This window comes from Caulobacter ginsengisoli, assembly GCF_030814835.1.
In the GTDB taxonomy this organism is placed as follows: Bacteria; Pseudomonadota; Alphaproteobacteria; order Caulobacterales; family Caulobacteraceae; genus Caulobacter; species Caulobacter ginsengisoli.
This window is the reverse complement of record NZ_JAUSVS010000001.1, coordinates 866,591-884,636: the sequence shown is the minus strand read 5'-3', so window position 1 is coordinate 884,636 and position 18,046 is coordinate 866,591. Positions and strand designations below refer to the sequence as shown.

The following is an 18,046-nucleotide window of genomic DNA, read 5'->3' as shown; positions in this document are numbered from 1 at the left end:
GGCAGGGGGCGCCCGCCAACCTGCAACGATTGTGATCACAGCGACGGGATTCCGCCAGCCGCCGCGTTTCATCCTAGGGTGAAAGGGCTTGCCCGGACAATCAGCGTGGGGCGACGTGCGAACGACTGCCATGGAATCCAGCATCGATGGCGACCGCAGGTGGAATATCCCAGGTGTTCCCGCACGAGTCCCGGGCCGTCCGGGCCGGACTGACAGTCATGGGCGGTCTTTCCGGCAACATACCCCCTGTTCTGGGGGCATCGCATTATTGACTTGGCCCGTCCCGCGACAGCAGATAGTTTTTGTGTTCGCTCGCATTTCCGGGGGGATTTGTCGGAATCCATTTCCCAGTGGAGCGTTACGATTCGGCGCCACGTCGCCTGCTTCGCAAATCGCTGGTCAGGGGAGGGTCACACTCCACGGCCTCGCGGAGAGGGGCCTGTGCTGGAGTATGTGTGTGAGGGTGTCACTTGCGACTGCCTAATGTGTTCCTCGCCGGCTGCCAGAAGAGCGGCAGTACGTCCCTGGCGGAATATCTGTCCGCGCACCCCGACTGCCTGCTGTCCAACCCCAAGGAAAACGCCTTCTTTTCCAAGGCCACCAACCTGGAAAATCTGGGTGGCTACACGACCTCCTTCACCGGCGGCGGAAGTCCCCACCCGCGAGTAATCCTCGACGCCACCACCGAGAACATGGCCAATCCGCGCGCGGCGGCCTTCATCGCCGGGGCGCTGGGAACGGACGTCAAGCTGATCTTCATGCTGCGCGCGCCGGCGGCGCGGGTCTATTCCGGCTATCTGCACCTCTACAAGCGCGGCCATGAGCGGCGGGAGCCGGGCGCGGTGCTGGCCGATCTGGGCGGGGACCAGGACCAGGCCGAGCAGACCGAACTGCGACGGCTGGCTCGGGCGCTGGTCGAGCGACGCATCTCGCCCGAGCCCTACAAGCGCCGGTATGACGACTACCTCTGGTCCTTTCGCTATATCGCCAACACCGGCTACCGCCGGCAGGTGGCGCGCTATGAGGCGCAGTTCGGAGCGGCCAACGTCCTGGTGCTGACCCTGGAGGACGCCCTGCGCTCGCCCGAGGCCATGCGCGGCCAGCTAAGCCGCTTCCTCGATCTGGATCCATCGGGCTTTCCCACGGCGCTGCCGCATGAGAACCCCACCAGCCTGCCCGAGCAGCCCAGCCTGCGCAGCCGGATCGCGCGCATCGTCAAGCGCCGGCCCAACGCCGTCGATGTGATCCCGGTGCCGGTCAAGGCCGACCCGGCCATCGCCCGGGCGCTGACCGAACTGTTCCGCGGCGAGACGCAGTACTGGAGTGAGCGGCTGGGCGCCGATCTCGCTAAGATGGGCTGGTAGCCGGCCGCCTCAGCCCAGCAGCGGACGCAACAGGTCCATCACCCGGTCCTGATGCGCCTGGCTGGTGAACCGCTCGGTCAACCGCCGCCATCCGGCTTCGCCCAGCCGCCGCGCCCGGGACGGATCGGCCAGCAGCCCGCCGATCGCCTCGGTCAGTTCGGCAAGGTCGATCGGCCGGCCGATGAGCACCCCGGTCTCGCCGTCGACGACCACGTCGGCCCCGCCGTCGTCATGGCAGGCCAGGCAGGGTCTGGCCCAGTTCATCGCCTCCAGATAGGCCAGCCCAAAGCCTTCCTGGCCGCTGGGCATGGTGAAGGCGAAAGCCCGGCGGTAGAGGCGCTCGAGCAGCTCGTCGCTGGCCCGGCCGGTGAGGAACAGCGATCCGGCCACGGGCGAGGCCGCCGCCAGGGCCTTCAGGGCCGACAGGTCGGACCCGGCGCCGACGAAGACCAGCTGGGCGGCCGGAAACCGGCGGACCAGTTCGGGCATCACGGCCAGCAGTTCGCGATGGCCCTTCTGCTGCTCGCCCGCGTCGGTCCGGCCGACCAGCAGCAGCATCTGCCCGCCCAGCGGCCGGGCGGCGCCGTCGGCCGCTTCCAGCGTCAGGGCTTCTCCGCCCGGCGGCTCAGGGGCCGCCCGCACGGCGAACTGCGGTGGCAGTCCCAGCGGGCAGACGACCGCTCGCCCGCCGCCGAACCGCTCGCGCATGCGACCCAAGGTAAAGCTGGAATTGGCCAGCACCAGGTCCGCGGCCCTGTAGCAGGCGATGCTTTCGGGCCGGATGCGCCAGCTGGCCTCCGAGCCGTGGGCGCAGACGACGACGGGCGCCCGCAGGGGCCTGGGCAGGGCCAGCACAGGCAGCGCCAGACGGACATGGTCGAACACCACCAGCCCCGCGCCGGCCAGCCCGCCCAGGACGGCAAAGGAAAATCCGATCTTGTCGCCGCCGAACGCCCGGTGGTCGCCATCGCGCCGGGCCGGCTCGTTCAGCACCAGGGTGCGAACGGCGCGGCCGTCCTCGGCCGCCAGCCGCCGCAGGGCGTTCAGCACATTGCGATTGGCCGAGGCGATCCCGCCGACCGTTTCGGTGATGCCGGTGGCGCAGAACAGGATCGGGCCGGAGCGCCGCTGGCTCACCGGTCAGGCTTCGTCGCGGCCCATGGGGCCGGGCGCGATCATGGGCGGCGACATCGACTGGGCGGCGCCGGGCCAGGCGTAGTGCAGGCCGCCGTCCGTGGGCGATGGGCGATGGGTGGGCCGCCGGATCAGCATCATCTTCTGCAGGTGGGGTCCGGCGATGGCGATCACCGCGCCCGCCACCAGGGTCCGCTGCAGCATCCCTGAGAAGATCTTGATGAAGTTGCCGTCGAAGCCCATGAAATAGCCGGTGAACAGCCCGATCATCAGCGCCAGGAAGATTTCTCGCGATGGACTGGCCTTGGCCAGCAGGATGATCGCGCCGCCGCCGCAGGCGCCCCAGAATATTCCCAGAACCAGCACGCCCAGCACGCCAAAGTCGATGAAGAACTCGGCCATGTAGCCCAGACCGATCGAGGCGCCTTCCTCATCGCCCGCCGCGTTGACTCCGGCATATTTGCGCACCAGCCAGCTGTCGCCCCCGAGGTTGCCCTTGTTGGGAAACAGGAACCGGGGCTGGGTGGCGTTGGCGATGGCCAGGGAGAACAGCTTGCCGTTCTCATGCGGCACGACCCGGGGCACGCGATCGACCACGTAGGAGAAATACAGGGTGCCGCTGGACATGCGCCCGGCCATGGACTCGCCCGCCGTGGCCAGATCCAGCTTGGGCAGCACCCGGCCGACCACGTCGAAGAACAGTTCCATCCGTTCGAGGGGCGAGGCGGTCACCGTCTCCTGCCAGATTTCGTCGCGCCACTCCCGCTTGACGCCCCCCGACCACACGATGCCGAACATGCCGATGACCAGGATGCCGATCGCTCCAAACACCAGGATCCGCCGGTTTTCCCGCGCCTGGCGGCGTGAGCGCACCCAGGGCCGCCACTGGGCCAGGGCGGCCACGATGACCACCAGCAGCAGTTCCTTGAAGTCACTGAAACCGGTCAGCAGTCCGGGCAACAGCACCCAGGCGGTCGCGCCCCACACATAGCCATAGCCCTTGCCGCGCTCGAAGGCGGCGACCAGCAGGATGAAATAGGGCACGAAACGCAGCGACAGGATGTTCTCGATGATCTGGGCGCCGCCGAACCAGATGTCCTTGGGGAGGATGTCCTCGACGTAGTAGACGGCGAACAGCACGATCGTCAGCATGAAGACCTTGCGCAGGTCATAGGCCGCCGAGGTCGCCAGGGTCTTTTCAAAAACCGTGGTCTTGAACACGGTCAGGACGATCCTCAGTCCCACGACCATTGCGGTCAGGCCCAACATGGCCAGCATAAGGGTCATCGGCAGCGAGGTCGGGTAGCCTCCGCCCGGGAACCTGCCGGTGTTGAGCTGGTAGACGTAGCCGGCCGTCGCCGACAGCCACTGGAAGGATATGCAGGCCGGCAGGATGGGCAGCATGTCGGCCCGCCAGATCAGGCCGACCAGGGTGAACAGGGTGGTGATGCAGACCGCCACCACCCAGTCCTGCAGCACCAGGGCGGCGAAGCCGAAGGCCAGCCCGACCAGGAACAGCGGCAGTTGCAGCGGATAGAGGTTGACCTTCGGCGCCTTGGCCTTGCGGGCGCGCGGCGGCGGCGCGACCGACGCTTCGAAAGCCTGGGCCAGTTCGACGTCGCTCATGCGGCGGTTCTCCGCGGACGCCGGCAGATGGCCAGAATCTGGTAATGGCCCGCGGCGGTGTCGCTCTGGGCGAAGAAGGGGTTCACGCCCAGCCGTCCGACCGCGCGCAGCAGCCGCCAGCCGACCCGCGTCCGGTAGAGATCGGACCAGACCTTGGGCCAGCCGAACTGCAGGGTGACCTCGGCGAAGCTGGCCGCCATCCGCTCGCGCAGCTGTTCGGCGGTGTATTCCATCACATGCCGCTCGTCCCAGACCCGGTCGCTGCGCCAGTGGGGCGTGGTGACCAGGACCACGCCGTCGTCGCGCACGACCCGGGCCATCTCGGCCACCGCCCGGTCCGGGTCGTCGAGATGCTCGATGACATCGGCCATGACCACGCCGTCGAACGAGGCGTCCTCGAAGGGCAGGGCGTAGCTGTCGCCCTGCCGGACGCTGACATTGCCACGGCCCTGCAGCATGGACTGGGCCAGGGCCACGCCCGATGGCTCGTATTCCAACCCCACCACCTCGCGGCACTGCTCGGCGAGCCGGCCGGAGAGGTAGCCGTCGCCGGCCCCGACATCCAGGACCCGCCCTTGCGGCGCCTGGCGCAGGACCATCTCGTAGCGGGCGGCCAGCGGGGGGTTGTAGACCTTGGAGCGGCGGTCGCACTCGCGCCAGTGGTAGGCGCCCATGGCCTCGTACTTGTCGAAAACCGCCGTACTCTGGCTCATGGTCACGGGTTCGCCTTCAGCGTCGACAGCGTTTCTAGCAAGCTCGCCACGCCTGTCGAGTAGCTACCGGCCAGGTTCTTGGCCGCCAAGCCCTGGTTGGGCAGCCGGCGGGCGTCTCTGAGGGCGGTCGCCATTACCTTGGCCAGCGCGTCGGCGTCCGGATGGCGCAGCGTCCAGCCGGTGACGCCGTCCTCGATCAGGTCGGGCGCGCAGCCGGCCTCGATCGAGACTATGGCCGGGCGGCCGCAGGCGAAGGACTCGTTGACCACCAGGCCCCAGGTCTCCTCGCCGTTCGAGGGCAGGACCAGGCAGTCGGCGGCGGCATAGGCGGTGGGAATGGCGCTCTGGTTGACGAAGCCGAGGAAGCTGACGGGCAGGGCGTGCTGGGCGGTAAAGGCCTCCAACTCGCCCCGCAGCGGCCCGTCGCCCACCAGCCAGACCTTCAGCCTGGCCGCCGCCTTCGGATCGCTGGTCCGCAGCCAGCGCAGGGCTTCGAGCACCAGGCCCGGCCGCTTGCGGGCCAGCAGCTTGCCGGCGAACAGCAGCACGAAATCGTCATCGCCCGCGCCATGCCGGGCCCGCAGCGCCGCCGTCTCGCCGGAGACCCGCGCCGCCTGGGCGCTGGCGCTGAAGCGGTCGACATCGATCATGTGGGGCAGGCGGTGGATGCGGCGCTCGGGAACGCCGAAATGGCGCAGATAAGCGTCGGACCGCACCCCGGGGGTCAGATAATGGGCGGCCCAGGGCAGGATGGCCGAATAGACCAGCCGCTTGATCGCCCGCTTCAGCGGCGAGGCCTGCATGGCCAGCTGCGAGTCGAGCCGGATGAAGCAGGGCGTGCCACTGCGATGGCAGGCCCAGCCGGCCTGGATGAAGCTCTTCTTGTTCCAGCCGAAGATGATGAAGGCGTCGAAGTGGCCGGTCCGGACGATCTGGGCGATCTCGGGCGTATCGCAGCCGTTGAAATGGCTCAGGCCCGGCCGGCGCGAGACATTGGTCAGCCAATGCCAGTCATAGCCGTCGAGGAGCGGCACATCCCACTCGAAGGCCGTGCCGAACCCGGCCTGGGCCTGACCTTCGGCCGACTGCTGATGAGCGTAGTAGACGGTCAGGTCGCTGGCCTGGGCCAGGGCGCGGAACCAGGGGCTGTAGTACTGGACGGGATGAGTCAGCAATATGCCGAGCCGGGGCTTCATGGGGCCGGCTTCCAGCGGCTGGTGTCGATGAGGCCCAAGCTCTCGAGTTGGGCGATATCGGGGGCCATGCGCTCGTAGAGCCGCGCCCGATCCGTCGCATCCAGGCGGGGATAGCCCGGCTTGAAGAACACCGCCTCGGAAGCCTGGCGCAGCTTCAGCCCGCGCTTGACCGAATCCATGGCCTTCACGCCGAAGGTCTGCTTGGCCCATTGGTAAGGGCCGCGCGCCACCCCGACATAGAGGCGGGAATAGAGGAACCCCGCCAGCCCGCCGCGCGGCTGCACGCCCACCCGGCTTTCGGCGGCCGAGGCCTCGGCGGCGGCGGCGGAGAAGTCGAAGCTTTCGATCTCCAGGAACCGGCAGAGGCGCTCCAGGCTCGGGCCCAGCCGCTCGCCCGCCAGGTCGGCATGATCGAGGACCAGCAGCCGCTCGCGCGGGAAATGCTCCAGCCAGCGGGTCAGATGCTTGCCGTAGAGGGCCGGCTCCAGAAGGATATCGCCGAACCGGTCCAGCGCCTGGAACAGGTCGGGGGCGGGGTCGACCGGGGCGTGGTGATGGAAGTTCTGCCGGCGCAGGTGCCAGTAGTGCGACTGCAGCTGGTCGACCGGGTTGCGCAGGATGGCCAGGATGCGGCTGTCGGGAGCCAGCTGGGCGGCGGCGGCCGGCGCCTGGGGCGAAGCCAGATAGCGCACCGAGAAGTCGCAGCGAACGGCGTGGGTCTCGCCAGCGTCGAAATAGGCCTGGTACTCGTGCAGCCGCGCCGCCAGATTGCCGTAGTGCAGGGCGTTGAGCTCCTTCTGCGGCGGCATGAAGATGTCGGGGTGGGCGGCCAGCAGGCCGGCCAGCCAGGTGGTGCCGGCCTTGGCCGCGCCGATGCCCAGCAGGTTGGGACGGCGGGTCGGCGGCAGGGTCAGGCCCGCGAGGGTCGCGCTCATCGGCCCGGCCTCTGGATGGCGCGGTAGATGGCGGTCCAGCGCTCGGCGAACTCGTTGACCCCGAACCGCGCCAGGGAAGCCCGCGCCGCCTCGCCCTGGCGTTTGGCCATGGCCGGGTCGGCGACATAGGCATCCAGGGCGTCGGCCAGGGCCTGGGCAGTCCGCGTCTCGCAGATGAAGCCGTCGACGCCGTGCTCGATCACTTCGGGCAGGCCGCCGCTGCGGAAGACCACGGTCGGGGCGCCGGCCTTCTTGGCTTCCATCACCACATTGGCCAGGGGCTCGTCGGTCACGGTGGGCGCGGCCACGACATCGGCATGGGCCAAGAGGCCGGGGACATCTTCGAGATAGCCCAGGAAATGCACCCGGCCGGCCAGGTCCGGCTTGGCGAGGGTGGCGTCGCGCAGCTCGCGGGCCCAGGCGTCGCCCACCCAGTCGGAGACCCGGCCGGCGATGAACAGCCGGGCGTTGGGGTGGCGGGTCGCGACCGTCTCGAAGGCCTCGACCAGGCAGTCGGCGCCCTTGGTGGCGTTCACCTGGCCGACGAACATGATGTTGAAACAGCCCGGCTCGACCAGCGCGGTGTCGAAGGGCTCGGTCACGACCCGGGCCGGCGGGCGGCTGTAGACGACATGCAGCGCTTCCTCCGGCGCGCCATGCTCGCGCATCTTGTCGGCGATGAACCGGCTGACCGCGACGAAGGCGCTGGCCCGCCGCACGATGAACCGCCAGACCAGGCTGTAGAGGCGGTTGTGGGTGACCGGCTTGTCGCCGCAGCGATAGACCAGCGGCGTGCGGGTGACCGCCAGGGCCGGCAGCACGCTCAGCACGTTCAGCTGGGTGTTGGCCAGGATGTGGGTGGGCCGAAACCGCCGCCTGGCGTTCAGGAAGGCCAGGCTCGCCCGGGCGATGACCCATGGGAAGTTGATCAGCGGGTTGATCGGATAGTCCGGGCGCGGCGGGGTGATGTAGGGCGCGAAGGCCAGGTCGTAGCCGAGCGCCGCCAGTTCCTTGCGCATCGGCTCGGCCCAGGGGTCGCTGGAGACCAGCAGTTGCACCCGTGCGCCCTTTTCCATCAACGCGTTGAGCGCCTCCAGGTTGGCGCGTTCGGCGCCGTACATGACCACGCCGCTGAGCAGGGCCAGCACGCGGATGCCGTTCTCGGGGACCGCCGTGCTCGTCATTGGTCCGTCCCGGCGGAGGCCAGGGCCGCGTCGAACAGGGCGCACTCCCGCGCCGCCATCGCCCGGGCGCTGAACTGTTCGGCCAGGACCTGGCGCCCCGGCTCGGCCTCGACCGGTCGCCCGGCTGCCCTGGCCAGCCAATCGGCCAACGCCGTGACCTGGTCCTGCGGCGGCCGGGCGCTGTCCAGCAGGAAGACGCTGTCCAGGCCGGCGACCTGACGGGCGAACGGCGCATCGGCCGCCGCCACGCAGAGGATCGGGCGGTCGGTCGCCAGATACTGGAACAGCTTGGAGGGCTGGTAGGCCTTGTCCTCGGACCCCAGGATCAGCAGCACATCGGCCTGGGCCAGGGTGGACAGGCTGTCCATCAGCGACACCCGATCCGGCTGCTCCCGCACCACCTCCTGCAGCCCCATTTCGTCCGCCAGCGGGGCGGCGATGAGGGGATTGCCGCTCAACTGGTAGCCCGTGCCCAGAAAGCCCAGCCGGAAGTCGCGGATGGCGGGCCGGTCGGCGCCGGCCGCCAGGGTCGCCAGCAGCATTTTGAGGGTGGGCAGCATGCCGTCGCTGACCCGCCCGGCATAGAGGCCGAGCCTGGTCGTCGAGCGGTCGAAGCCGGACGACACGGGCTTGCCGGTCCGCCGGGCGACCTCGAAGTCGAGGGCCTCGATGCCGAAGGGGATGGTGTCGCGCGGCACGCCTTCCAGCCGCGGGTAGGCCGTCTCGAGCGCCGGAACATAACGGTCGCTGACCGCGATCAGCCCGCTGACCGAGCGCATGGCGCGCGCCTCGAGCCGCCGATGGATGGCGTACATCATCCGCGACTTGAGGCCTGGCCGGCGAAACGACGTGGCGCTCGGCGGGGTCGTGTACCAGGGATCGTGCAGGTCCAGCACGAAAGGGGTGGCGAAGCGGCGCCGCCAGCGGTCCCCCAGGGCCATCACCGGAAAGGCGGTGGTCGAGAAATAGACCAGGTCCGGCGAGATCTCGCGAATGAGCCGGTCGCCGGCGGCCTTCAGCGGCTGCCAGGCGCGGAAAGCCAGGGCCGAAAACCCCAGCGGCCTAGCCCAGCGCTCGGGGAAGGCGCCCGTCCGGACGATCCGGATCTCGCTGGGCACGGTCTGGGTCAGCCGCTCGTCGATCAGCCGCCCGCAGTCCTCGGGCCGCACGGCCAGCACCGTCGGCGACCAGCCGTGATCGGCATAGTAGCGGCAGCTGGTCCTGACCCGGTGCATATCCACCACGTCTGACGGTGGGAAATGCGGTGAAACGATAAGTAGCTGACGCATAGGGCTCGAGCGGGCGGCGGCGGTCAGGCTCGCGGGGGAAAGGCTGCCTTCAGAGCGGTCCTGAACCGTTGCATGTCAACCCCCGCATTGCCCTCGGCCAGGGCGAAGGCCCGGGCGTTGGCCGCCAACTGCGCGCGCAGGTTGGGGTCGGCGTGCAGCCGCCGGATCTGGGCCGCCAGATCGCCCGGCGAGCCCGGCTCGAACAGCAGGCCGCCCTGCGAGCGGTCGACGATGACCTTCAGGCCGGGCAGGTTCGCCACGACCACCGCCAGTCCGCCCATCATGTAGTCGAACAGCTTGTTGGACACCGTATAGGTGTGGTTGGCCGGACCACGGCGCTCGAGACAGAGGCCGACATGATGGACGGCGGCCAGTTTCACCGCCTCCGCAGGACGGTAGGGCGGCAGGACCCTGACCCGGTCTCCCAGGCCCAGCTCGGCCACCCGCCGGGCCAGCGCCGCGCCGCCGTCGAAAGGGGGACGCCCCTGCACCGACAGGGTGACATCGGCCGGCAGCTGCGTCATGGCGACCAGGACATCGTCCAGGCCCCGCTGGCCAAACCCCACCACCGAGTTTCGCCAATAGAGCGACAGCCCCTGGTCGGGCGGGGCGGGGAGGTCGGCCTCCACGGCCGGCGTGTTGTAGAGCGCCAGGGGCTGGGCGATGCCGTATTCCCTGGCCAGGACGTCGGACAGGACTTCGCTGGCGGCGGTCACCAGCACGCAGCGCGGCAGCCAGCGCGCCTGCAGGATCGGCACGGCCCGCGCCTCCTCGGGCGCCTGGGAGTCGCCCATGTCGGCATGATATTCCATGCTGTCGAAGGCCAGACTCCCGCCGCTGGCCATCGCCGCCCGGGCGGCCGGCAGCAGGGTGTCGATATTGTGCGCGTAGTAGAGGTCGGCCTGCAGCGCCTTGAGCCTGGCGGTCAGGCCGATGACCGGCGCGCCGAACAGCGCCTCGGTGATCTGGCCGGTCAGCCGGAACCAGGCGCGGGCCAGGCGAACCCGAAACCGTCGCCAGGCCAGGGCGGCGATCGCCAGTCCGCCCGCGCCGCGGACCGGATAGCGCGCGGTGAGGCGGCGAACGCCTGGCGCCTGGGTCAGCACCGGCGGGTCGGCGGTCGTCGCCCCCTGGGGCTGCAGGTCCAGGAAGATGACTTCGGCGTCTGGAAAGGCTTCCTGAGCCGCGGCGGCGTGGTGGGGGCCGCGCGGCTCGGCGTTCGCGGCGGCCGAGGTGACGACACAGATCCTCACGCGGCGCCGGCCCCGTGCCTGGCCAGGATGGAGTCGGCGATGCGCGCCGCCGCCCCGCCGTCGCCGAACGGATTGGCCCGGGCCGCCATGGCGCGATAGGCGCCGGCGTCGTCCAGCAGCCGCTCGGCCTCGGCCACGATCCGCGCCGTATCCGTGCCGACCAGAATCGCGGTGCCGGCGGTCAGGGCCTCGCCGCGCTCGGTCTGGGCGCGGGTGACCAGGACCGGCTTGCCCAGCGAGGGGGCCTCCTCCTGGATGCCGCCGGAATCGGTGATGATCAGCTCGCAGCGGTCCATCAGCCGGGTGAAGGCCAGATAGTCCTGAGGGGCGATCAGATGGACGCAGTCACGGGCCTGCATCCGCTCGGCCACGGTGCGGCGGACCACCGGGTTGGGATGCACCGGCCAGACGATCTCGACATCGCCGCGCGAGGCCAGCCGGTCGAGGGCGGCGCAGACATCGGCCAGGCCCCCGTCGAAGTTCTCGCGCCGATGGCCGGTGACCAGGATCATCCGCCGTCCCAGGGCGGTGAAGCCGGCCTTGGCGTCCAGCTCGGCGGCCAGGCCCGGATCGGCCCGCAGCCGCCCAACCGTGGTCTGCAGCGCATCGACCACGGTATTGCCGGTGACCAGGATGTTGTCCGGGGCCGCGCCTTCGCCCCGCAGCACGGCGGCGGCGTGCTCGGTGGGGGCCCACAACAGGTCGGCGACTAGGTCGACGAAGCGGCGGTTCATCTCCTCGGGCCAGGGGGCGGTCAGGTCGCCGGTGCGCAGGCCCGCCTCGACATGGCCGACCGGGATCTGGCGGTGGAAGCCGGCCAGGGCGCCGGCGAAGCTGGTGGTGGTGTCGCCATGGACGATGACCCGGTCGGGCTTGACCCTGTCCAGCACCGGCCCCAGCCCGGTCAGCACGCCGGTGACGATATCGTCCAGGGTCTGGCCCTGGCGCATGATGTCCAGGTCGAAATCGGGTTTGAGATCGAAGATGTCCAGCACCTGATCGAGCATCTGGCGGTGCTGGGCGGTGACGCAGACCAGGGTCTCTATGCCCGGACGACGGCGCAGTTCGGCCACCACCGGCGCCATCTTGATAGCCTCCGGACGGGTGCCGAACACGATCAGCTGCCGCGTGGCGCTCATGTGCTGCGGATCGCCAGCCTGGGGTCCAGGCGCAGCAGGCGGAACAGGTAGCGGCTGCCGGGCATCAGCCGGCAGATGCGGGCCAGTCCCTCCATGTCGATGAATCGCGCCAGCAGCAGCAGGGTCAGGCCGCAGCCCAGGCCGGTCAGGCCCAGGGTCAGGACCGGTTGGGTGACCTCGGCCTGCTGATAGGCCGGGATCGCGGCGATCGAGAGTCCGGCCGCCATCAGGATAAGTCCGGGCAGGGTGGCCCGGGCCATGTCGCGCACCAGGATGACGCCGCGCTGTATCAGCACCCCCATCAGTCCCGCCAGCAGGACCAGATGCGCCCCGGCCAGGTAGAGCACGTAAGGGTAGATGCCCCAGCGAGCCAGAACCCCCAGGCCCGCCAGGGTGACCACCGCCGAGACGATGTCCATCACCAGGACGGGCAGGGGGCCTTCGTTGGTCAGCATGACCAGGTTGGACATGGTGATCAGGCCGCTGACCACCGCCGCGATCAGCAGGGGCCGCACCAGCGGGACCGCCTCCAGCCACTGGTTGCCATAGAGCACATGGATGGCCGCATGATTGGCCATGGCCACCGCCACCCCGGCCGGGGCCCCCGCCCAGAGGCCCACCCGCAGCAGCAGGCCTGCGGCCCGCTTGGCGTCGGGCGAGCGCGGCTCCAGCTTGGCGACGGCCGGGTAGAGGACGGCGGTCACCTGGTCGGACAGCCAGATGGTGGCGAACTGGGCCAGGCCCATGGCCCGAACATAGATGCCCAGGGTGCTGAAGCCGACCAGGGCGGAGAAGGCGACGCTTTCGATGGCCTGCTGGGCGGTGCGCATGACATCGCCGCCCATGCGCTTGATGCCGAACCCGAAGGCGCCGCGATAGGCGCTCCACCGGAAGGTCATGCCCCTCAGCGCCTTGTCGTCCAGGAGATAGGCGACCACGAAGGGCAGGGGGACCACCAGGTTCTGGGTCAGCAGAGCCCAGATGCCGAACCCGTTCAGGGCCAGGGTGATGGAACTGGCGGCGTAGAGCACGAACGAGACGACCTGCAGCATCCGGATCCGCTCGAACATCAGCTCGAAGCGCAGATGGGTCGCGTAGTGGATGCGCGGGACGTTCAGCAGGATCGAGATCGAGGCGGCGTGCAGATAGATGGCCACCGGCGCGAAGGTCGGCGAGAACCACATGGCCAGGGCGATCAGGTTGGTGATCGTAAACAGCAGCAGATGCAGCAGCAGCCCAAAGCCCAGCTGGCTGTGGTACTGCTCCAGCGTCGGCTCCTTCTGGGTGAAGAGGTTCTCGGTGAACCGCTGCATCGAGAAGGACATCACGAACAGCAGGATGGTGCTGACCGTGCCGTACTGGCCGTACATGTGCGGCGCGATCAGGCGCGCCAGCACGAAGCTGAGCGCGATCGAGCCCACCTTGGTCGCCGCCGCCAGGCTCACGCCCCAGATGACCGTCTTGCGCGTGCGCTCGACGTCCAGTCGGGGGTTTTCCATGGCTGGAGGGGGCAGTTCCTCGTCCATCAGCCGGCCTTCTGATGCCAGCGCCAGGCCGAGCCGATGATCTCATCGACGCTGGAATGGCTCGGAGTCCACCCCAGCACCCGCCGCGCCTTCTCGGCCGAGGCGACCAGGGCGGCCGGATCGCCCGGCCGGCGCGGGCCGACCTGGCGGCGGATCTTGGCGTTGGAGAAGCGCTCGACCGCGTCCAGCACCTCGCTGACCGACAGGCCGGTCCCCGTGCCCAGGTTGAAGACGTCCGAGCCGCCGCCGTTCATCAGATAGTCCAGGCCTCGCACATGGGCGTCGGCCAGGTCCCGCACATGGATGTAGTCGCGCACGCAGGTGCCGTCGGCGGTGTCGAAGTCGTCGCCATTGATGCTGAAGGTCCCGCCGCCGGCCTGGGCCGCCCGGATGGCCAGGGGGATCATGTGGGTCTCGGGCTCGTGCTTTTCGCCCACCTCCAGCTCGGGATCGTCGCCCGCGGCGTTGAAGTAGCGCAGGGCCACCGAGCGGATGCCGTGCGCCACGCCATAGTCGGCCAGCATCTTTTCCGAGATCAGCTTAGACCAGCCATAGGGATTGATCGGCGACTGCGGGTGGGTCTCGTCGATCGGCAGGCGGGTTGGAACGCCATAGGTGGCGCAGCTGGACGAGAACAGGATGCGGCTGGTTCCCGCCTCGCGCATGGCCTCCAGCAGGTTCAGCATGCCCAGCGCATTGACCCGGTAGTAGTCGCCCGGCTGCTCGATGGACTCGCCGACATAGGCCAGGGCCGCGAAATGGGCGACCGCGTCGGGGCGAACCTCGGCCATGGCCCGCTTCAGCGCCGCCGCGTCGGTGACATCGCCCTCGATCAGCCGGCCCCATTTGACGAACTCGCGCCAGCCCCGCGAGAGATTGTCATAGACCACGATGGTCCAGCCGGCCGCCGCCAGCGCCTTGCAGCAGTGCGAACCGACATAGCCGGCCCCGCCGGTGACCAGGATGGTGCGGCTCATGCGGAGGCTTCCAGGGCGTCGGTCGGGGCGATGGGTCGGGTCTGGCCTTTCAGGGGCTTGTTCACGAACGGCCTCTCACAGAAGAACCAGAACACCGCCGCGAAGGCGCACATGAATAACGTCCGGGACACGAATTCCGAGCCATGCGGCAGTCCCAGCCGGACCAGCAGGTTGGCGAAAACCTGCGAGGAGGTGATGTTCATCTGGTGCGTCAGGTAGAGACTGTATGACGCCAGACTGGCCGCGCTGAGTACGATGCCGAAAATACTGCTCCGATAGGTCCCGTCAAAACGCCGCGCATAGATCAGCAGCAGGGCGAAGCCGCTGGTGACCATCCACTCGTAATAGGCCGAGCGGCCCTCGAAGCGAATGGTGAAATTGGCCACCAGGGCGCCGGCGAACAGCAGCCACAGGCCCAGGTCGATCATCCGGTCGACGCGCTTGTCCAGGCCAAGGCACAGCCGGGCGAAGACCAGCACCCCGACCGCGAAACACACCCAGTATTCCAGGAAGAAGCCGAAGGTCGTCGAGGGAAAGACGATGTTCCAGACCAGAGCCGCGGCCATCAGCCCGGCCACGCCCAGCAGCATGTGGCCCCGGAGCCAGGTGGAGGCATACATCAACAGGCCCATGACGATGTAGAACTGCTCCTCGTAGTTCAGCGACCAGAAGCCGGCCACGAACAGGGTCGGATTGGCGAAGGCGTGCGAGGTCGGCGCCGTCAGCAGGGTCAGCCACTGGGTCATGGTGAAGTTCTGGACCCAGGGGCCCAGCGTGTCGGGCAGCTGGTCGGCCCCGCCGGAATGGATCTTCACCAGGCGCGTGGCGATGAACAGCAGCAGGGCGAAGAAGTAGGGCGGGTAGATGCGCTTGAGCCGGCGATACATGTAGCCGGTCGCCGGGACATTGTTGCGCCGGCACGAGTCCGACGAGGCCGAGATGCAATAGCCCGACAGCACGAAGAAGATCAGCACGCAGGTGTGGCCCAGGTCGAATCCCGGCCGAACGCCCAGATGGGAAAACACCACGCCCAGCGCCGCCAGCGCCCGCAGGCCATCGACCATGCCGTAGCGCGCGCCCCAGGGGGCTGCTGGGATGGCTGGCGTTGTATCCCCGTCCGGGGAGGTCGTCGTCATCTCAAAGCCCCTCCCGGCCTCTATAGAAGGCAGGCCGATGCGCCGTCACGGAAAATAGCGCCGCGCCGGAGCATCGGCCGGTCGATTCAAGCGCGGACCAGCTTTTCGGCCAGCCGCTCGGTCAGGGCCAGCAGGTTGAGGGTGGGGTTGGAGTGGGATGCGGTCGGGAAGACGGCGGTGCTGCAGACATGCAGGTTGGGAATGCCCCAGACCTGCAGTTGCGAATCGACCACCCCATCCTCCGGCCGGGCGCTCATCCTGGCGGCGCCCATGTGGTGATTGACGTCCCCGACGTGCCCTCGCCAGTCGGCATTGTCAGCCCGCACATAGTCGTAAGGCTTGAGCGTTCCCAATCCGAGCCGGGACAGTTCCTGGATCAGCGCGTCGGTGAACGACACCATCGTCTCCCATGTCAGGTCGGTGATCCGCCAGTCGAGGTTGGCCAGGCGCTGGCCGAAGCGGTCGGTTTCCTGTCCGAGGGTAATGCGGCTGTCGCAGATAGCTTCCTGTTCCGCCATCAGGCTGAGCACCGCCGTCGCGCCGGGCTTGTAGACGACCCCCTCGGTCGCCAGCACCCAGAGTCCGGGAAGCAGCTGATCCAGAATGGTCCCCACTCTGGCCAGTCGCTTCAGGGTGGGTTGCCGCAGCAACTCCCTCAGTTCGGCGAACGGTCCGAACGTGTCGCCCTCGTGCCGCCAGAGCAGGCTGGCGGAGACGTTCAGCTTTCGGTTCGCCCGCTGCCACCGCGGACTGGCGCTCATGCGGACCGAATACAGCCGCCCCCAATGGAACCGGACGCCCAGGACCGACTGCAGGCGGCGCATGTCGCCGGTCTCGACCACGCCCATGTCGCAGGCGGGATGGTCCATGAAGCCTCTGCCGAGCCAGCCGGACCCCGACCCCAGCCCATCGGCGACCTGGTGGTTGTTGAGCAGGAGGAGCCTGGTCGTTTCGATCCCGCCGGCCGCCAGGATGAGGTTCGAAACCCGTCCTTCCCGGCGCTGACCGCTGAAATTGGCGATTTCGATCACTGAGGCGGCGCCCGTCTCGTCGAGATCGATGCGCGTCAGATGACTGTTGTAGAGGACGGTGACGCCAGCCTTCAGTCTGCGGCCATGGCGCTTGAGGAAATTCGGCTCCGTCGACCATTTCGCATAGTGCCGGTCGACAAGGTCGGGATCGAACGCCACCGGCCGGATGCCGAGGCGGCGATCGATGGCTTGTCGATAATCGAGCTTGTCGACGCCGATGAACTGGTTGGCCCGCGCATAGTAGCGCTCGACCTCCCGAAAATCGATCGGCCAGCCGCTGTTCCGGGCCCAGTCGCGCGGCTCGAAATCCAGCGGCGAGAAGGGCAGGGACTGCCCGCCCCAGGCTATCGTGGTGCCCCCGACCGCCCGCCTTCGCGTCGTGATCGGGTTGGAGAGGGGCTTTCCGGACTGCTCGATCCGGTTCAGGGCGTCGCGGTCGTCGCTGGGCGCGATGTCTCCGCTCTCCAGGAGCAGGACCTTGCGGCCGCTTTCCGCCAGGCGAACGGCCAGCAGAATGCCCGCCGCGCCCGCCCCGACGATCGTATGATCGAAGGCGCCAAGATCGACCCGGCCAAGATCCCGATTGCCGTCAAGGAAAGGCATGGGTCATCCCGCCAGGACTCTCAGATTGGTTCTCACATGGTCGGGCCTGGTGGACGAGAAGAGCACCAACCCCTGGGGGTTGGCCGTCAGCCGCTCGGCCAGCGCCCGTCCGGCGGCCTGGGGGTCGCCATCGCGCGCCACGCCCTTGAGACAGCTGTGGAAGATGTGCTGCTGGGCGGGAAACCGCGCGATCAGTCCTGCGCTGCCCGGCCACGCCGGCCCCGCCTCGTACTGCAGGACATCCCAGCCCTCGAGGTCCTCAGGCGACAGGGCGCCGTAGCGGGTGGCGGGCGCCGCCAGCCCCAGCCGCCGGACCTTGCCGCTCGCCCGCAGGCTCTGGAGATAGTCGAACGCCTGGGGCGTCAGCGCCGCGGGAACCTCCTCATGCAGCAGATAGAGATCGATGTGGTCGATCCCCAGCGAGCGCCGGCTGGCGTCGAAGGCGGCCTCGATCTCCGATCGCTCGATCCGGCGGCGATCGGGCTCGACCGGTTCGGCGGTGGCGGGCGCGCTGGGGGTTTCCGCCCTGCGCCGCGCCAGCCGCCGTCGCACCGCGTTCAGCGCCAGGGCGGCCGCCAGGGGAAGATTTGGCGTGCGCGGCGGCGTCAGGCCGAATTTCGTGGCGACCGTGACCCGGTCGCGGCGTCCCCGCAGAAACCGCCCCAGCAGGCGCTCGGAATAGCCCTGTCCGTAGATCGGCGCGGTGTCGAAATGCCGGATTCCCAGGTCGTAGGCCGTGTTCAGCAACCGCATCGCCTCGCCAGGCGTTGCAAAGCTGGTCAGGGCGACACAGCCAAAACCCAGTCTGTCGATCATCGGGGGTCTCGCAGGGATGGTTGCACGAAGTTCAGCGATCCCGAACGCGGCCAGCCGCCAGGATGGCGCCCGTCCCCAACGGCGTCCAGAACATACCGGCCAAAATCGGGGCTCACGAAAAGCG

15 protein-coding genes are annotated in these 18,046 nt (G+C 68.8%); 1 reads left to right on the top strand and 14 read right to left on the bottom strand.

Features of this window, described 5'->3' with window-relative positions; genetic code table 11:
• Nucleotides 1-470 precede the first annotated feature (470 nt).
• The gene (locus QO010_RS04430; protein WP_307346470.1) at nt 471-1,364 is read left to right on the top strand and encodes a sulfotransferase domain-containing protein; all 894 of its coding nucleotides are present in this window, start codon (nt 471-473) and stop codon (nt 1,362-1,364) included.
• A gap of 9 nt (nt 1,365-1,373) precedes the next feature.
• Here QO010_RS04430 and QO010_RS04425 read toward each other — a convergent pair whose 3' ends face one another.
• The 14 genes from QO010_RS04425 to QO010_RS04360 all read right to left on the bottom strand — a co-directional run bounded on the left by QO010_RS04425 (nt 1,374) and on the right by QO010_RS04360 (nt 17,922).
• Complete coding sequence (locus tag QO010_RS04425) at nt 1,374-2,501, bottom strand: glycosyltransferase family 4 protein (protein WP_307346467.1); 1,128 nt, start codon at nt 2,499-2,501, stop codon at nt 1,374-1,376.
• A 3-nt stretch (nt 2,502-2,504) separates the two neighbouring features.
• Nucleotides 2,505-4,124 carry a hypothetical protein gene (locus tag QO010_RS04420; RefSeq protein WP_307346465.1) on the bottom strand — a complete coding sequence of 540 codons (1,620 nt, stop codon included), beginning with the start codon at nt 4,122-4,124 and terminating at the stop codon, nt 2,505-2,507.
• On the bottom strand, nt 4,121-4,837 hold the full coding sequence (locus QO010_RS04415; RefSeq protein WP_307346462.1) for a class I SAM-dependent methyltransferase: 717 nt from the start codon (nt 4,835-4,837) through the stop codon (nt 4,121-4,123). Before QO010_RS04415 ends, QO010_RS04420 begins: the two co-directional genes overlap by 4 nt.
• A 2-nt stretch (nt 4,838-4,839) precedes the next feature.
• Entirely contained in the window at nt 4,840-6,033 is a 1,194-nt protein-coding gene (locus tag QO010_RS04410) for a glycosyltransferase family 4 protein (RefSeq protein WP_307346461.1), read from the bottom strand.
• Nucleotides 6,030-6,968 (bottom strand): sulfotransferase domain-containing protein, encoded by a 939-nt coding sequence (locus tag QO010_RS04405; protein WP_307346459.1) that lies wholly within the window; start codon nt 6,966-6,968, stop codon nt 6,030-6,032. The genes QO010_RS04410 and QO010_RS04405 overlap by 4 nt, the downstream gene beginning before the upstream one ends.
• Nucleotides 6,965-8,152 (bottom strand): glycosyltransferase family 4 protein, encoded by a 1,188-nt coding sequence (locus QO010_RS04400; protein WP_307346457.1) that lies wholly within the window; start codon nt 8,150-8,152, stop codon nt 6,965-6,967. The genes QO010_RS04405 and QO010_RS04400 overlap by 4 nt, the downstream gene beginning before the upstream one ends.
• Nucleotides 8,149-9,387, bottom strand: a complete 1,239-nt coding sequence (locus QO010_RS04395) for a glycosyltransferase (protein WP_307346454.1) — start codon at nt 9,385-9,387, stop codon at nt 8,149-8,151. Before QO010_RS04395 ends, QO010_RS04400 begins: the two co-directional genes overlap by 4 nt.
• Nucleotides 9,388-9,464: 77 nt before the next feature.
• Nucleotides 9,465-10,694 carry a glycosyltransferase gene (locus tag QO010_RS04390; RefSeq protein WP_307346451.1) on the bottom strand — a complete coding sequence of 410 codons (1,230 nt, stop codon included), beginning with the start codon at nt 10,692-10,694 and terminating at the stop codon, nt 9,465-9,467.
• On the bottom strand, nt 10,691-11,833 hold the full coding sequence (gene wecB, locus QO010_RS04385) for a non-hydrolyzing UDP-N-acetylglucosamine 2-epimerase (RefSeq protein ID WP_307346450.1): 1,143 nt from the start codon (nt 11,831-11,833) through the stop codon (nt 10,691-10,693). The genes QO010_RS04390 and wecB overlap by 4 nt, the downstream gene beginning before the upstream one ends.
• Nucleotides 11,830-13,359: an oligosaccharide flippase family protein gene (locus QO010_RS04380; protein ID WP_307346445.1), complete on the bottom strand. Its 1,530-nt coding sequence runs from the start codon at nt 13,357-13,359 to the stop codon at nt 11,830-11,832. Before QO010_RS04380 ends, wecB begins: the two co-directional genes overlap by 4 nt.
• Complete coding sequence (gene galE / locus QO010_RS04375) at nt 13,359-14,336, bottom strand: UDP-glucose 4-epimerase GalE (protein ID WP_307346443.1); 978 nt, start codon at nt 14,334-14,336, stop codon at nt 13,359-13,361. Before galE ends, QO010_RS04380 begins: the two co-directional genes overlap by 1 nt.
• A complete protein-coding gene (locus QO010_RS04370) occupies nt 14,333-15,472 on the bottom strand; it encodes an acyltransferase family protein (protein WP_307346441.1) in 1,140 nt (379 codons plus the stop codon). Before QO010_RS04370 ends, galE begins: the two co-directional genes overlap by 4 nt.
• Nucleotides 15,473-15,558: 86 nt before the next feature.
• Nucleotides 15,559-17,106 (bottom strand): GMC oxidoreductase, encoded by a 1,548-nt coding sequence (locus tag QO010_RS04365; protein WP_307346438.1) that lies wholly within the window; start codon nt 17,104-17,106, stop codon nt 15,559-15,561.
• Nucleotides 17,107-17,109: 3 nt separating this feature from the next.
• Nucleotides 17,110-17,922: an aldo/keto reductase gene (locus QO010_RS04360; RefSeq protein ID WP_307346435.1), complete on the bottom strand. Its 813-nt coding sequence runs from the start codon at nt 17,920-17,922 to the stop codon at nt 17,110-17,112.
• Between the last annotated feature and the right edge of the window lie 124 nt (nt 17,923-18,046).

Coding starts and splice junctions, on each gene's coding strand:
- QO010_RS04420 (WP_307346465.1), bottom strand. CDS start 4,124: ATGAGCGACGTCGAACTGGCCCAGGCTTTCGAAGCGTCGGTCGCGCCG.
- QO010_RS04415 (WP_307346462.1), bottom strand. CDS start 4,837: ATGAGCCAGAGTACGGCGGTTTTCGACAAGTACGAGGCCATGGGCGCC.
- QO010_RS04410 (WP_307346461.1), bottom strand. CDS start 6,033: ATGAAGCCCCGGCTCGGCATATTGCTGACTCATCCCGTCCAGTACTAC.
- QO010_RS04405 (WP_307346459.1), bottom strand. CDS start 6,968: ATGAGCGCGACCCTCGCGGGCCTGACCCTGCCGCCGACCCGCCGTCCC.
- QO010_RS04400 (WP_307346457.1), bottom strand. CDS start 8,152: ATGACGAGCACGGCGGTCCCCGAGAACGGCATCCGCGTGCTGGCCCTG.
- QO010_RS04395 (WP_307346454.1), bottom strand. CDS start 9,387: ATGCACCGGGTCAGGACCAGCTGCCGCTACTATGCCGATCACGGCTGG.
- wecB (WP_307346450.1), bottom strand. CDS start 11,833: ATGAGCGCCACGCGGCAGCTGATCGTGTTCGGCACCCGTCCGGAGGCT.
- QO010_RS04380 (WP_307346445.1), bottom strand. CDS start 13,359: ATGGACGAGGAACTGCCCCCTCCAGCCATGGAAAACCCCCGACTGGAC.
- galE (WP_307346443.1), bottom strand. CDS start 14,336: ATGAGCCGCACCATCCTGGTCACCGGCGGGGCCGGCTATGTCGGTTCG.
- QO010_RS04370 (WP_307346441.1), bottom strand. CDS start 15,472: ATGACGACGACCTCCCCGGACGGGGATACAACGCCAGCCATCCCAGCA.
- QO010_RS04365 (WP_307346438.1), bottom strand. CDS start 17,106: ATGCCTTTCCTTGACGGCAATCGGGATCTTGGCCGGGTCGATCTTGGC.
- QO010_RS04360 (WP_307346435.1), bottom strand. CDS start 17,922: ATGATCGACAGACTGGGTTTTGGCTGTGTCGCCCTGACCAGCTTTGCA.